The following is a 13,607-nucleotide window of genomic DNA, read 5'->3' as shown; positions in this document are numbered from 1 at the left end:
GGCATCTTATGCTGCGGACAAATAAATACAGAGGACGCAGTATGTCACAGGCAATTCAGCATAATTCTCAGGTCTCGATGACCCGCCACCCGGATTTTCTACGCACCGCCGAGACGCTCCGGCCCGCGCTACGCCGCCAGGCGTACCCGCCGATCGCCGTGGTGGAAGCCCACGCCGACGCCACGGCGCTGTTTGGCTGGCGCGCTGAGCCGGTAAGTTCCCTGGCCGCGTTTTATCAGCGCGAGCTGAGCAGCGGCGATAGCGTCATTATTGATTTTGGCAGCCACTTTGTTGGCTACCTGCATTTTCTCTGTCAGAGCGTCGGGAGCCCGCCGGACGCTCCGGCCCATCTGCAGTTCACCTTCGGCGAAACGCTGAGCGAAGTATGTGAGCCGTTCAGCGATTACCAGGGCTGGCTCAGCAGCAGCTGGCTGCAGCAGCAGGATCTGTGGCTTGATGTCCTGCCGGCCAACGTTGATCTGCCGCGCCGCTACTGCTTCCGCTATCTGAAGGTGGAGGTCAAAGCCGTGTCGCGCAAGTTTCGTCTGCAATTCAACCAGATTCAGGTGAATGCCGTTACCTCCGCCAGCGGCGCATGCCCGGCAGCGACAACCGCCGACCCGCAGCTCAAGGCCATCGACAGCGTTGCCGTTCTGACCCTGCAAAACTGCATGCAGGAGGTGTTTGAGGATGGCCCCAAACGCGACCGCCGCCTGTGGCTCGGCGATTTACGTTTGCAGGCGCTGGTGAACGATGTGACCTTCGCCCGTCACGATTTAGTACGCCGCTGCCTGTACCTTTTCGCCGGGCATACTCGTGAGGACGGTATGGTATCGGCCAACGTGTTCGTGCAGCCGGATGTCATTGCTGACGATACCTTTCTTTTTGATTATTCTCTGTTTTTTGTTGACGTTCTCTACAACTATCTGCAAAGCGCGGAGGATATTGCTACGGCCCGCGAGCTGTGGCCCACGGCCCGTCGTCAGATTGAACTGGCGCTGAAACGCTGCGACGCCTCCGGGGTTGTGCGCGATAGCGACGACTGGTGGGTGTTTATCGACTGGCAGGCATCGCTGAATAAACAGGCTGCAGCGCAGGGCGTGCTGATTTACTGCCTGCAGCGCGCCGTCTGGCTGGCGGAGCGTTTCGAACCTGAGCTGGCCGTCCGCTATCGCCAGCGTTTACAGCAGCTTAAAGCTGCGGCCCTCGATGTCTTATGGGACGAGCAGCAAGGCTTCTACATCAGCGGCGAGCAGCGGCAGGTCTCATGGGCATCGCAAATCTGGCTGGTACTGGCGGAAGTCGGTACTCCTCAGCAGCGCCGGGAGATCATGCATAATCTGGAGCAAAATCCCCCCGCGATCGCCATGAACACGCCATACCTGCGTCACCACTATATTGCCGCTCTTCTGCAGTGCGGGCTGCGCGACGACGCTATTGCGCAGATCAAAGCCTACTGGGGAGCAATGGTCGACTACGGCGCCGATACCTTCTGGGAAATCTTCGACCCGGCGCATCCTGATTTTTCCCCTTATGGCAGCAAGCTGATAAACAGTTATTGCCATGCGTGGAGCTGCACCCCGGCCTGGTTTATTCGCCAGTACGGACTTTAACAACAACGATAAGCGAGTTTACTTTTATGGCAGAAACAACCTTTACCCTTTGGCGGCAGCGCCTTGGCTATGGCATCGCCGACCTCTCCTGCAACCTTGTGTGGCAGATGATCTCTCTTTATCTGATGTTCTTTTACACCGACGTGATGGGCCTGCCCGCTTATTACGTAGGCCTGATGTTCCTCGTGACGCGCCTGGTGGACGGCGTTGCCGACGTGCTAATGGGGCTGGTTATCGACAATACCTCCACCCGCTGGGGGCGCTGCCGTCCGTATCTGCTGATTGGCGCGATCCCCTTCGGACTGCTGTGTATTCTGGCCTTCTACGTGCCTGATTTCGGCACCACCGGTAAGCTGATCTACGCTTTTGTCACCTATCTGTGCCTGTCGTTTCTCTATACCCTCGTTAATATTCCATTCTGCGCCATGCTGCCGTTTCTGACGAACGACTCGCGGGAGCGCACGACGCTGTCGGCGGTACGTATTCTGCTCGGCTCGCTCGGCGCGACTATTGTCGCGGTCGCCACGCTGCCGCTGGTTGGCGCGCTGGGGAAAGGCAATCAGGAGCACGGCTTCTTCTATACTGCGGTGGTTTTCGGCGTTATTGCCACCTTTTTTCTGCTGGTGAGCTTCCGGAACGTTAAGGAAAATATCAGCATTACTCAGGAGCGCATGACCTTAAAACGCGCCTGGGTCAGCCTGCGCGCCAACCAACCATGGTTCGTCTTCGCCATCAATATTTTCCTGATGTGGGGCGCGTTTTTCTTCCAGACCGGGGCGCTGGTCTACTTCTTCCATTATTACGTCGGTAATAACGATCTCACGGCGATCGTCGCCGGGATCTCCACCTTCGTTCCTCTGCTGGGTACCCTCACCGTTCCGCTGCTCGCCAGCCAGATGAAAAAGCGCCACGTCTATCTGGTCGCCAGCGCGATCAACCTGGTCGGCATGGTCATGATGATGGCGGCAGGCGTTAACAGCTGGGGTCTGGTTGCCGGAGCGGTCGTACTCTCGCTTGGCGCCGGACAGCGCACGGCAATTTACTTCTCTATGCAAGCCGATCCGGTGGATTACGGAGTATGGAAAACCGGCATCAATACCGCCGGCATTTTAACCTCCATCAACGGCTTTCTTGGCAAGGTGGCGATGGCGGGCGCGGGAGCCATTACCGGGGTCCTGCTCTCATCCGGCGGTTATATCGCTAATCAGACGCAAAGCGACGGCGCGATGCTGGCGATAAAAGCCTGCTACCTCTATATCCCGGCGCTGCTGATTGTCGCCTCAATGCTGTGGATGGGTCGCTTCTACCGACTCGACGACCAGTACGAGCAGATCCGCGCCGACCTTGACGCTGGACGCCGTGCGCCGTCGAACCCATCGCCCGTTGCTGGAGAAAACCACGCCCTGTAAGGCGCAGCACCCCCTACATACCTCTGAAAAAAATAAGGATTGATATGCGTATCTCTTTGATTAGCGCAGCGGTTTGCTGCGTCCTTTTTTCGGCTTACGACGCGAGTGCGGCCCCGCTCACCGTCGAACAACGGCTGGCGCAGCTGGAGGCCCGGCTTAATCATGCGGAGCAGGAGGCCGGAGAGGCCAAACGTCGGGCGCAGCAGGCGGAGCTGCGCACCAGCGCCGCGGAACAACGCGCGGCGGCAGCGGAAAAGCAGGTGCAGACCCTCAGTCAGCGCACCGCAGCGACCGAGCAAAAGCAGCAGGCTGCCGACAAACAGCTGGCGAAAAGCAGCCTCAGCGATGGCTTCGAGTTCAACGCCTACGCGCGCTCCGGGATGCTGGTTGACAGTCATGGTAAAGGCGCGCGCGGCGGGCCGGGAATCTCCCCGGCCAGTTCGCTCAACGGCGATGCCCACGTTGGCCGTCTCGGCAACGAGAAAGATAACTACGTGGAGCTCAGCTTCGGCAAAAAAATGACCTTCAGCGACGGGTCATGGGCGCACTTTAAAACCATGCTTGCCGACGGGGCAACCAACCCGGATCCATGGGTACAGGATAACGACAGCCACCACCTGAACGTGCGTCAGCTGTACGTCGAGATGGGCAATTTCGCCGATTTTTCCGGGCCGTTCAGGAGCGCGTCCATCTGGGCGGGCAAGCGTTTCGACCGCGATAATTTCGATATCCACTTTACCGATAGCGATATTATGTTCCTCGGCGGTACCGGCGGCGGGATCAATGACGTGAAGTGGGGGGATACGCTGCGCGGCGATTACTCGGTCTATGCGCGTAACTTCGGCGATCTGGGTAGCGATAACTACCAGGATAACGATATACAGAACCTGATGTTCACCGCCAACCACTTCTGGAACAACTGGCAGCTGATGACCACGGCGATGACCGCCCAGGGCAATGATGATCTGAAAGATAATACCTCGACCACCGGCAGTTACGCTCTGCGCAGCGATAATACGGCGAAAAACGGCTACTACGCGATGCTGGCATATCACGACAAACAGCAATTCTATGGCCTCGCGCCGGGCGTATCTGAGAGCGCCCTGCAGTATGGCGGCGGGCTGGGCGCCGAGGCGCGCCAGCCCGGTAGCGATGGCGATCTTACCGAGAACGCTAAGTCCCTGCGTTTTGCGTCCTACGGCATTTTGCCGTTGGGGAAAAACTGGCAGCTTGCACCATCGGTTATCGCCCAGCATAGCGAAGATCGCTACCGCGATGGCGACCGCTACGATTGGGCAACCTTTAACCTGCGGGTTTCCCAAGGGATCACCCGCAACTTCGCCCTGCTATACGAAGCGTCCTGGCAATATATGGACCTGAATCCCAACGGCCGAACCTATCGCTATAATGACAACGTGTATCAATACCAGGCGGTGAGCGGCGATTTTTACAAGCTGACCTTCGCCCCGACGTTCAAAGTGGGCGATGTGTTTGATATCAAAGCGAGGCCGGAGATCCGCTTCTTTGTCACGTGGATGAACTGGGATAAAGACCTGGATCGCTATGCGATAAACGATGATTTCGGCAGTAAAGGCTTTACCGCCGGAGGAAACTGGAACTTTGGCGTGCAGACGGAGATTTGGTTTTAATAAAGTAGCCCGTCCGGGGCAAACGCCTGGACGGGTTGATTTAAATACACGCTGTTACTTAACGCCAACGGCCGCTGCAAAGTCCTGCTGTTTTAAACCTGTGGCTTCACGTATTGCTTTCACATCAACTTCGCTGAAGGTATGAACGTGGTGCACCTTCGGCGTTTGTTCACCCTTCTCAATTCTGACCATTTCTTCTGCACTAGCCAGCAGATCGGCAAACAATTCGTCTTTCACATACACCTCAGTTGGCTCTCTGGCGCTAAGGATAGATGAACATGATGTTTCTCTCAGTGCGTAGCCGGAGAAGCCCCTGCCGGAGGCGGCGCAAAGCACCTTGTCCGTTGGACAGATGCGCAGCATCGCCTCCGGGGCGCCGGGTTACATGCTATAACCCGGCTTCTTAATCAATTGCGCCATCTGCGGGGCGATCTCACTGTCCCACACCGCCTGCCACGCGTCCGGCTCAACCTGAGTGAGCGCGACGCTGACCGCGCCCTCTTTACTGTTCAGATGGCGGATCAGCACCTCGGTAATATCGGCGGCCAGCGCGGTTTTTTGTTCGTCAGTCAGTTCACGGGGAAAGCATTTAATATCAACATGCGGCATAGCAAAGACTCCTTGTGGTGAAGGCCATAACGCTACCACAGAATGGCGGTTGCGGTTGGCATCGCGTGCGTTAAATCAGCTTGTTACGTCGTAGCGCCGCGGCCAGCTCCGGTCGCTGATAGACCGCCAGGGCGACGGCGGCAAATTTGGGCGTATGGGCGTTAAACCACGCCTGCCTGGGCCCCCAGCTATACATCGCCGCGATATAGCAGTCCAGGAGGGTAACCGACGCGCCCAGCGCCCATGGCCCGGCGACCAGCTGCTGTTCGAACCAGAGATAGAGGTTGTTCCGGTACTGGCGACAATTTTCCACCAGCTGCTCCGCCGCGGCGGGCGCCCAGCGTTCCGGGTAGTCGGCATAGGTAAAGGTGGGATAGACATTCGCCACCAGCCAGATCAGCAGACGCTGAAACTGCTGACGCTGCGGCGTCCCCGGCGCGGGGGCCAGATCGGGGCGCTGGTCGAGGATCATCAGCGCGATGGCGGCGGTTTCGGTCATGATGCTGCCGTCGGCCAGCCTGAGGGTGGGCACCTGGCACAGAGGGTTAATCTGCCGCAGGCGCTCGCGCGCCGGGCCGGGCTGGTCAAAGCCCTCGACGTCAACCACCTCGTAGGGAATATCGGCCAGGGAGAGCATCAGCTCGCTAATCGTCGAGCCCCATCCCGGCACGCCATAAACGGTAATCATGGTCTGCCTCCAGGGTAAAGCCTAAGTGTAGGCAGAAAATTGCCGCTCACCCACCCGGCATACCCTGGCCCTGGCGGTTAGTAGGTGATCCCCGGCGGGTTGACCACCGACTGCGCCACCGCTTCGCCCTGCTCTCCCCAGCGCGCCAGCACCTGTTGATATTCACCGCGGGCGATCGCCCCGTCGAGGGCGGCCTGCAGGGCAAAGACCAGTCCGTTGCCTTTTTTAGTGGTCGTCGCCACCCACGCTTTTTTCGGCCCCAGGCCTACCACCCGGGTCTGGCCGTTAAGGGCCGCTTTATAGGCGGCCACCGACTGCGGGCCGAAAAAAATATCCGCCCGCCCGGACTGGATATAGAGGTTGCCAGATGCATCATCGGTCAGGTAGACCGGCTGGGCCGGCGGCCGCCCGGCGGCCCGGTTGTCCTCATTCCAGCCCAGCAGGATCCGCTCCTGATTGGTGCCGGACCCAACGATCACTTTGCGCCCGGCAAGGTCCGCAGGTCCATGCACCGCGGCGATGTCGCTGGTGGATTTCACCGAGAAGGCCAGAGAGTCCACCCGATAGGTGGCGAAATCGAACTTCTCTTTGCGCTTCTCGGTTACCGCAATATTAATCAGCGCCACGTCATAGCGGCCGGCGGCGATACCCAGCGGCCAGTCCTCCCACGCGGTGGGCACCAGCCTGAGCTTCAGGCCAAGGCTCCCGGCCAGCAGGCGGGCTATATCCGGGTCGCTGCCGATCCGCGTGCGGTTGTCGCTGGCCAGCAGCGCCAGCGGTGGCGAATTGAGCGCCGAGATCGCCACCGTCAGCGTTCCCGGCTCCACGAAGCGGTAGCCCGGTGGAATTTTCGCTATCGCCTGCGGGTCGCGGGTGACCGGCAATGGCTGCTCATTGGCGCGCAGATCCAGCGCCGCGTGAGCGTCCAGCGCCAGGGCGCTGAATACAAGGGTCGCTATCGCTCTGTTCATGACGGCAGCACCCTGGATAAAAACTGCCGGGTACGCGGATGCTGCGGATGGTTGAGCACCTCGTCGCTGCTGCCCTGCTCGACGATCCTGCCGTCGACCATAAACACCACCTGGTCGGCCACCTCGCGGGCAAAGCCAACCTCGTGGGTGACCACCACCAGCGTGGTGCCAGAGCGCGCCAGCTTCTTGATCACATCCAGCACCTCGCCCACCAACTCCGGATCCAGCGCCGAGGTGGGCTCATCAAACAGGATAACCCGCGGGTCCAGCGCCAGCGCCCGGGCTATGGCGATACGCTGCTGCTGGCCGCCGGAGAGATGCCGCGACCAGGCGTCGGCTTTATTGCGCAGTCCGACGACGTCCAGCAGCTCCCAGGCACGGGCAATGGCTTCTTTGCGCGTGACCTGCTTGTGGGCGATCGGCGCCTCTATCAGGTTCTCCAGCACCGTCAGGTGCGGAAACAGGTTAAAGTTCTGGAACACGTAGCCGACGTTGATCCGCTGGCGGAGGATCTCCTTCTCTTTCATCTCATACAGCTTGTCGCCTTTGCGGCGATAGCCAATATAGTCGCCATCAATCTGAATAAACCCCTCATCGACGCGCTCGAGGTGATTAATGGTGCGCAGCAGCGTGGACTTGCCCGAACCGGAAGGGCCGAGGATCACCGTCACCGTGCCCGGAGGTATCTCCAGCGACACATCGTCCAGCGCCTTGTGGCGGCCATAGTATTTGCTGACCCCGGTGATAGAGATATGGCCATTACGAGAGCTGGGCATGGACGGCCTCCTGGGGCTGTGGTTGACGTGCGGGTTGATTCAGACGGCTGCCGCGGGCGCTGTTCACCGCCGAGCGGCGCTCACTGCGCGCCAGGCCACGTTCCACCAGGTACTGAATGGCGGAGAGGACGCTGGTGATCACCAGATACCAGGCGGCGCCGACCATCAACAGCGGGATCACCTCCTGGGTACGGTTGTAGATCATCTGGATGGTGTAGAACAGCTCCGGCATCGCCAGGACGTACACCATCGCCGTTCCTTTCGCCAGACTGATGATCTCATTGAAGCCGGATGGCAGGATGGTGCGCAGCGCCTGCGGCAGAATAATGCGCAGCGTGCGTCGCCAGGCGGGTAGCCCCAGCGCGGCGGCGGCTTCATACTGCCCGTGGTCAACGCCGAGGAAGCCGCCGCGAATAATCTCCGCGGTATAGGCGCTCTGCACCAGGGTCAGGCCCACCACCGCCGTGGAGAATTGCCCCAGCACGTTTATCGTCTGGTAGCTGGCCCAGGTGACGCCGGTAAACGGGATCCCCAGCGACAGGGTGTCGTAGAGATAGGAGAAGTTGTAGAGAATGATCAGCACGACAATCAGCGGCAGCGAGCGAAACAGCCAGATATAGCCCCAGGCGAGGCTGCTGAGCAGCCACGATGAGGACAAGCGTGCCAGCGCCAGCAGGCCGCCGAAGATCACGCTCAGCACCGTGCCGAGCAGGGTCAGAAGCAGGGTTTGCCCCAGCCCTTCGAGGATCACCGGGTCGAAGAACCAGCGGGCGAAGACGCCCCACTCCCAGCGCGGGTTAAAGGCCACCGACTGGATCACCACCGCCAGCACCAGCAGGGCCACCAGGGCCCCGACTACCCGCAGCGGATAGCGCGCCGGCACCACTTTGATCGTTTCAGATGAATGCATCATGCCTCCTCAGGCGCTGTGGCTGAAGGCGCTCACCGCCAGCGCTTTAGTGAACCGCAGTCGGCCATCGTAGGGCGGCTGACTGTACTCTTCGGGGTCTCGCGCGAGGTCGAACTGCGCCTCATACCCCTGGCTGAGATAGAGCTTGACCGCCTCCGGCTGACGAAAGCCGGTGGTCAGGTAGATATGGCTGTACCCGGCCAGCACCGCCCGCCGCTCCAGCTCCTGAACCACTTTCGCCGCCAGCCCCTGCTGGCGCAGACGGCGGTGCGTCCAGATACGTTTGATCTCTGCGGTGTGGCGATCCTTCGGCTTATAAGCGCCGGTGGCGATAATTTCGCCCTCACGCTCAAGGACGATAAACAGCCCCTGCGGCGGCAAATACCACTCGCTCAACTCCACTTCCGCATCGCGGGAAAAATAGTCACCGTAGCGGGCGGCGTATTCGGCAAACAGCCCGCTAATAATCGGCTGCAGCTCCGGTGCGTCCGGAGATATATCGCGGAATGCTTCGCTCATCGCGCCTCCTATCAGTCGCCCAGTCCGGGCGTGTTGATCTCCGATTGCGGAATGCTTTCCACTCCCTCTCCCCAGCGGTTAAGCACGTTGGCATAGTCCCCGCTGGCGATAGCGCCGTTCAGCGCCGCCTGGACGGCATTCACCAGCCCGCTGTCTTTTTTCAGCGTCACCGCGATATGCGCCGCTTTCGGCCAGCCGCCGTCAACGCTGCCCACCAGTTTGGTTTTGCCGGTCAGCGCCGCCTTCCACGCGCCAATCACATTGGGGCCGAAAAAGGCATCGGCTCGTCCGGTCTGCAGCGCCAGAGTCTGGGCGGCATCATCCTTGGTGTAGACCGGGGTAAACGGCTTCAGCCCTTTTTTGACGTTCTCCGCGTTCCACGCCAGCAGGATCGCCTCCTGGTTTGTACCGGAGCCGACGATAATCTTCAGCCCGGCGATGTCTTCCGCCTTGTCAATCTTGCTCAGCGGACTGCTGCTTTTGACGTAGAAGCCCAGCGAGTCTTTGCGGTAGGTGGCGAAATCGAACTTCTCTTTCCGCGCTTTGGTGACCGTAATATTGCTGATCGCGGCATCATATTTGCCGGAGGTGACCCCCAGCGGCCAGTCTTCCCAGGAGGTGGGAACCACGTTCACCTCCAGCCCGAGACTCTCCGCCACCAGCCGGGCGATATCCGCCTCGCTGCCGAGCAGGGTTTTGTTGTCATCGGCGAAGACCGTCAGCGGGGGTGAGTTCAGGGCCGCCACCGCGACGGTAAATTTCCCCGGCACCGCCAGATGCAGATCTTTCGGCAACAGGGCAATGGCCTGCGGGTTTTTCGCTGTGTGAATGGGCGTTTTGTTGGCCTCAAGGCTTACCCCGGTGCCATTGATCTTGACGTCCTGTGCCCACGACGAGGCGCTAAATGCCAACGCGACGGCCAGCAAGAGTGTTGTTTTCTGCATAGCGTGATTCTCTTTTCTTATTTTTGGAATTGATTAGCGGGTAGCGCCAGTCCCAGACTTTCCCGCAGGGTGGCGCCCGGATAGTCGCGACGGAACAGGCCGCGCGCCTGTAACAGAGGCACCACCTCATCCACAAAGCGCGGAAAGGTTTCCGGCGTGCCGCCCTGAATAATGAATCCGTCCGCCGCGCGCTGTTCGAACCACAGTTGCAGCCCGTCGGCGACATCGCTGGCGGTGCCGGTAAAGCGCGGACGCGGGCTCGCTGCCTCCAGGGCCACCTGGCGCAGGGTTAATCCGCGCTCGCGGGCGTGACGTTTAATCTCGTCGGTGGTACTGCGGAAGCTGTTTTGCCCGAGGTCGCCAATATCCGGGAACGGTTCATCAAGCGGATACTGCGAAAAATCATGGTGTTCGAAATACCGCCCCAGATAGTTCAGCGCATCCTCGATGGAGACCAGCGCCGCGGTGGTCTGGTACTGGCGCTCCGCGTCTTCGGCGTCATCGCCGACAATGACGCTGACGCCCTGGAAAATATGCAGCTGATCCGGGGTGCGCTGCCAGGCCGCCAGCTGGCTTTTCACGTCCTGATAAAATGCCTGCGCCTCGGCCAGCGATTCCTGATGGGTAAAAATGGCATCGGCGTGGCGTGCGGCTAATTTTTTGCCGTCGTCCGACGCGCCAGCCTGGAAAATAATCGGTCGTCCCTGCGGCGTGCGGGCAATATTCAGCGGTCCGGCCACTTTAAAGAAATCCCCGTGATGATCGAGCGTATGCAGCTTATTTTTGTCAAAGAACTGACCGGTCGCTTTATTGCGCACAAAGGCATCTTCTTCCCACGAATCCCACAAGCCTTTCACCACCTGCAGATATTCATCGGCAATGCGATAGCGCAGCGCATGATCCGGATGCTGGGCCCGGGAGAAGTTTTTCGCCGACCCTTCCAGCGGCGAAGTGACCACGTTCCAGCCCGCCCGCCCCTGGCTTAAATGGTCGAGGCTGGCGAACTGGCGGGCGGTGGTAAACGGCTCGCTGTACGAAGTGGATAAGGTCCCCACCAGCCCCAGCCGCCGGGTGACCGCGGCCAGCGCGGAAAGCACCGTTAAAGGTTCGAAGCGATTTAAAAAATGGGGAATCGATTTTTCATTAATATATAAACCGTCGGCGACAAAAATAAAATCCAGTTTTCCCGCTTCCGCTTTTAACGCCGTCTCTGTAACAAAATCAAAATTAATACTGGCGTCCGCTTGCGCCGCCGGATGACGCCAGGCGGACATATTTCCCGATGCGCCATGTAATATCGTCCCCAGACGCAATTGTCGATTTTCAGACATAGCTACCCCTTCCCCTGTCATCCATTAAATGTGTTGTAATGCCTGCTCCGCCAGACGGGCGAAATAGTGCGCTGCGGGTGCAATAAGCCGTTCGTCCGGATTAAATGCCGGATGGTGCAGACCATATTCGCTGGCGCTGCCGATACTGACGAACGCCCCGGGAATATGCTGAAGATAGACCGCAAAATCTTCACCACCGAGATGCAGATCGGCGTGGTGGGTGCGGTACCCGGCCTGGGCCGCTACCTCGCTGGCGAAGTCGGCCCAGCGGGCGTCATTGACCAGCGCCGTCGGGCCGGCATACCAGAAGACGTCAATCTGCGCGCCAAAGGCGCTGGCGAAACCGGCCGCAATCTCGCTGACCCGGGCCTTGACCCGCTGCTGCACTTCACTGCTGTGGGTGCGCAACGTCCCCTCCAGCTCGACGCTCTCCGGCAGCACGTTCCAGGTATTGCCTCCCTGGATCCGCGTCACGCTGAGCACCACCGAGTCGAGGGTGTTCACTTCCCGGCTGGCCACGCTCTGCAGCACCGTCACCAGCTGGCTGGCCAGCAGGATCGCATCCTTGCCTTCATGGGGGCGGGCGGCATGCGCGCCCTTCCCGGTCACTTTGAAGACGAAGCGGTCGACGTTGGCGTAGAACGCGCCGCCGCGGGTGGCAAATTCACCCACCGGCAGGCCGGGCTCATTGTGCATGCCAAAGATCGCCGACACCTCCTCCAGCGCCCCGGCGCGGATCAGGGTTTTCGCCCCGCCGAAATTTTCTTCCGCCGGCTGGAAAAGGATCCGCACCCGCCCCGGGAGTTCCGCTTCCCGATCCTTCAGCAGCAGCGCCGCTCCCAGCATTACGCTGGTGTGAATATCGTGCCCGCAGGCATGCATCACCCCTTGATTCTGCGAGCGGTAAGGCAGACCGGTCGCCTCCTCGATGGGCAACGCGTCGATATCCGCCCGCAGGGCTATCACCTTGTCGCCGCTGCCGACTTCGGCCACCAGCCCGGTTTTCAGATCGTAGGGCAGCAGGGTCAACCCGCCGCTTTGCAGCCAGTCGCGGATCCGCGCAGTGGTGGCCACCTCCTGCAGGGAGAGCTCCGGGTTCTGGTGCAGCTCGCGCCGCCAGCTAATCAGTTGTTGTTCAAAGGACATTCAGCACCGCCTTGCCGTAGTGAGCCTGCGCCAGCAGGCGCAGGGAGCGCAGGCGCGCAGGCCCGTCGCTAATGGGGGTATCAATGATGAGTTCATCCAGCTGATCTTCCGCCTGCAGCGCGTCCAGCCGGGCTTTCACCTCTTCGGGGGTACCCGATATCAGCGAAGATTCGCGGCGGGCGATACGGGTGGGACGGCTACCGGCCTGGCGGGCAAAAGCGACGGCCTGCGCCTCACTGCCGACGGTCACCCGCTGGCCGTTCTCCAGCTCAACGCCCCACGCCTCCACCTGCTGCGCCAGCGCGGCGGCGGTAGCGGGATCGTCGGCGACCACCACCTGCACGGCGACAATTGCCTCGCGCGGGCTCAGCTCGCGCCAGCGGTTGAGCACCGTGCGGCGCAGCGCGCTGTCGCCATTGAGATGGGCGGCAAAGACAAAGTTCCAGTCAAGGCGGGCCGCCAGTTCAGCACTCTCCAGGCTGGCGCCGAGCAGAAAACCGTCTGCCCGGCGCGGCGGGATCGGCGTGGCGCGCAGACTCTCTTCCCCTCCGGGCTCAGTCAGCGACAGCCAGTTATCCAGCTGCGCCAGCTGGTCGGCAAAGGCGCCTTTCTCTTCCTGATGCAGGCCCTGCTGCAGGGCGCGGGTGGAGAGCGGCAGGCCACCAGGCGCCTTGCCGACCCCGAGATCGATGCGGCCCGGCGCGAGGGCGGCCAGCAGGTTGAAGTTTTCCGCAACCTTATAGGGGCTATAGTGCTGGAGCATGACGCCGCCGGACCCGAGGCGGATCCGCCGGGTGTGGCCCAGCAGCCAGGCGATAACCAGCTCCGGCGAGGGGCTCGCCAGCTGATCGGTATTGTGGTGTTCGGCGACCCAGAAGCGGTGATAGCCCCAGGCTTCGGCGTGTTGCGCCAGCGTTAATGTACGCGCCAGCGCCTGCGCGGCGGTTTCCCCGGCGGCAAGCGGACTTTTATCCAGGATACTGATTCGATAAGACATTTCGCAGGCTCATATGAAAGTACGTGCCTGCATTATTAAAATCTC

11 protein-coding genes and 2 pseudogenes are annotated in these 13,607 nt (G+C 60.5%); 3 read left to right on the top strand and 10 right to left on the bottom strand.

Translation table 11 applies throughout. The features are described 5' to 3' along the window. Positions 1 to 41 precede the first annotated feature (41 nt). The 3 genes from ACLH1U_RS03315 to ACLH1U_RS03305 are packed head-to-tail and all read left to right on the top strand — an operon-like array spanning position 42 to position 4,671. Complete coding sequence (locus tag ACLH1U_RS03315; RefSeq protein ID WP_102002918.1) at positions 42 to 1,613, top strand: family 78 glycoside hydrolase catalytic domain; 1,572 nt, start codon at positions 42 to 44, stop codon at positions 1,611 to 1,613. Between the two features lie 26 nt (positions 1,614 to 1,639). Beyond that, positions 1,640 to 3,022, top strand: a complete 1,383-nt coding sequence (locus ACLH1U_RS03310) for a glycoside-pentoside-hexuronide (GPH):cation symporter (RefSeq protein ID WP_102004066.1) — start codon at positions 1,640 to 1,642, stop codon at positions 3,020 to 3,022. Between the two features lie 44 nt (positions 3,023 to 3,066). Next, positions 3,067 to 4,671, top strand: a complete 1,605-nt coding sequence (locus ACLH1U_RS03305; protein ID WP_102004067.1) for a carbohydrate porin — start codon at positions 3,067 to 3,069, stop codon at positions 4,669 to 4,671. Positions 4,672 to 4,731: 60 nt separating this feature from the next. Here the strand turns inward: ACLH1U_RS03305 and ACLH1U_RS03300 are convergent. From ACLH1U_RS03300 to ACLH1U_RS03255, 10 genes and pseudogenes are all read right to left on the bottom strand, one after another. Then, positions 4,732 to 4,908: pseudogene (locus ACLH1U_RS03300) on the bottom strand (transcriptional regulator); the annotation flags it as partial. Positions 4,909 to 5,052: 144 nt separating this feature from the next. Then, positions 5,053 to 5,280, bottom strand: a complete 228-nt coding sequence (gene pptA, locus ACLH1U_RS03295) for a tautomerase PptA (protein WP_004891592.1) — start codon at positions 5,278 to 5,280, stop codon at positions 5,053 to 5,055. Positions 5,281 to 5,350: 70 nt separating this feature from the next. Then, positions 5,351 to 5,968: a glutathione S-transferase family protein gene (locus tag ACLH1U_RS03290; RefSeq protein WP_023289870.1), complete on the bottom strand. Its 618-nt coding sequence runs from the start codon at positions 5,966 to 5,968 to the stop codon at positions 5,351 to 5,353. Positions 5,969 to 6,045: 77 nt separating this feature from the next. Further along, entirely contained in the window at positions 6,046 to 6,897 is an 852-nt protein-coding gene (locus ACLH1U_RS03285; RefSeq protein WP_072198978.1) for a transporter substrate-binding domain-containing protein, read from the bottom strand. 38 nt (positions 6,898 to 6,935) lie between these two features. Beyond that, positions 6,936 to 7,715, bottom strand: a complete 780-nt coding sequence (locus ACLH1U_RS03280; protein WP_053810329.1) for an amino acid ABC transporter ATP-binding protein — start codon at positions 7,713 to 7,715, stop codon at positions 6,936 to 6,938. Next, positions 7,699 to 8,625: an amino acid ABC transporter permease gene (locus ACLH1U_RS03275; protein ID WP_023289874.1), complete on the bottom strand. Its 927-nt coding sequence runs from the start codon at positions 8,623 to 8,625 to the stop codon at positions 7,699 to 7,701. Before ACLH1U_RS03275 ends, ACLH1U_RS03280 begins: the two co-directional genes overlap by 17 nt. Positions 8,626 to 8,634: 9 nt before the next feature. After that, positions 8,635 to 9,144: a GNAT family N-acetyltransferase gene (locus ACLH1U_RS03270; RefSeq protein WP_004202731.1), complete on the bottom strand. Its 510-nt coding sequence runs from the start codon at positions 9,142 to 9,144 to the stop codon at positions 8,635 to 8,637. Positions 9,145 to 9,155: 11 nt separating this feature from the next. After that, positions 9,156 to 11,419 (bottom strand): annotated as a pseudogene (locus ACLH1U_RS03265) (NtaA/DmoA family FMN-dependent monooxygenase). A gap of 24 nt (positions 11,420 to 11,443) precedes the next feature. Continuing rightward, entirely contained in the window at positions 11,444 to 12,565 is a 1,122-nt protein-coding gene (locus ACLH1U_RS03260; RefSeq protein WP_048297620.1) for a M20 peptidase aminoacylase family protein, read from the bottom strand. Next, positions 12,555 to 13,562, bottom strand: a complete 1,008-nt coding sequence (locus ACLH1U_RS03255; protein ID WP_023289878.1) for an MsnO8 family LLM class oxidoreductase — start codon at positions 13,560 to 13,562, stop codon at positions 12,555 to 12,557. Before ACLH1U_RS03255 ends, ACLH1U_RS03260 begins: the two co-directional genes overlap by 11 nt. Between the last annotated feature and the right edge of the window lie 45 nt (positions 13,563 to 13,607).

This window comes from Klebsiella sp. 1SOBk5mer, assembly GCF_046603115.1.
Classification (GTDB): Bacteria; Pseudomonadota; Gammaproteobacteria; order Enterobacterales; family Enterobacteriaceae; genus Klebsiella; species Klebsiella quasipneumoniae.
The sequence above is the reverse complement of the archived record's forward strand: the minus strand, read 5'-3'. Positions and strand labels throughout refer to the sequence as shown.

Bases quoted from the DNA above. Each gene is read 5' to 3' on its own strand.
- ACLH1U_RS03290 (WP_023289870.1), bottom strand. From the start codon at position 5,968: ATGATTACCGTTTATGGCGTGCCGGGATGGGGCTCGACGATTAGCGAG.
- ACLH1U_RS03270 (WP_004202731.1), bottom strand. From the start codon at position 9,144: ATGAGCGAAGCATTCCGCGATATATCTCCGGACGCACCGGAGCTGCAG.
- ACLH1U_RS03280 (WP_053810329.1), bottom strand. From the start codon at position 7,715: ATGCCCAGCTCTCGTAATGGCCATATCTCTATCACCGGGGTCAGCAAA.
- pptA (WP_004891592.1), bottom strand. From the start codon at position 5,280: ATGCCGCATGTTGATATTAAATGCTTTCCCCGTGAACTGACTGACGAA.
- ACLH1U_RS03260 (WP_048297620.1), bottom strand. From the start codon at position 12,565: ATGTCCTTTGAACAACAACTGATTAGCTGGCGGCGCGAGCTGCACCAG.
- ACLH1U_RS03275 (WP_023289874.1), bottom strand. From the start codon at position 8,625: ATGCATTCATCTGAAACGATCAAAGTGGTGCCGGCGCGCTATCCGCTG.
- ACLH1U_RS03315 (WP_102002918.1), top strand. From the start codon at position 42: ATGTCACAGGCAATTCAGCATAATTCTCAGGTCTCGATGACCCGCCAC.
- ACLH1U_RS03255 (WP_023289878.1), bottom strand. From the start codon at position 13,562: ATGTCTTATCGAATCAGTATCCTGGATAAAAGTCCGCTTGCCGCCGGG.
- ACLH1U_RS03310 (WP_102004066.1), top strand. From the start codon at position 1,640: ATGGCAGAAACAACCTTTACCCTTTGGCGGCAGCGCCTTGGCTATGGC.
- ACLH1U_RS03305 (WP_102004067.1), top strand. From the start codon at position 3,067: ATGCGTATCTCTTTGATTAGCGCAGCGGTTTGCTGCGTCCTTTTTTCG.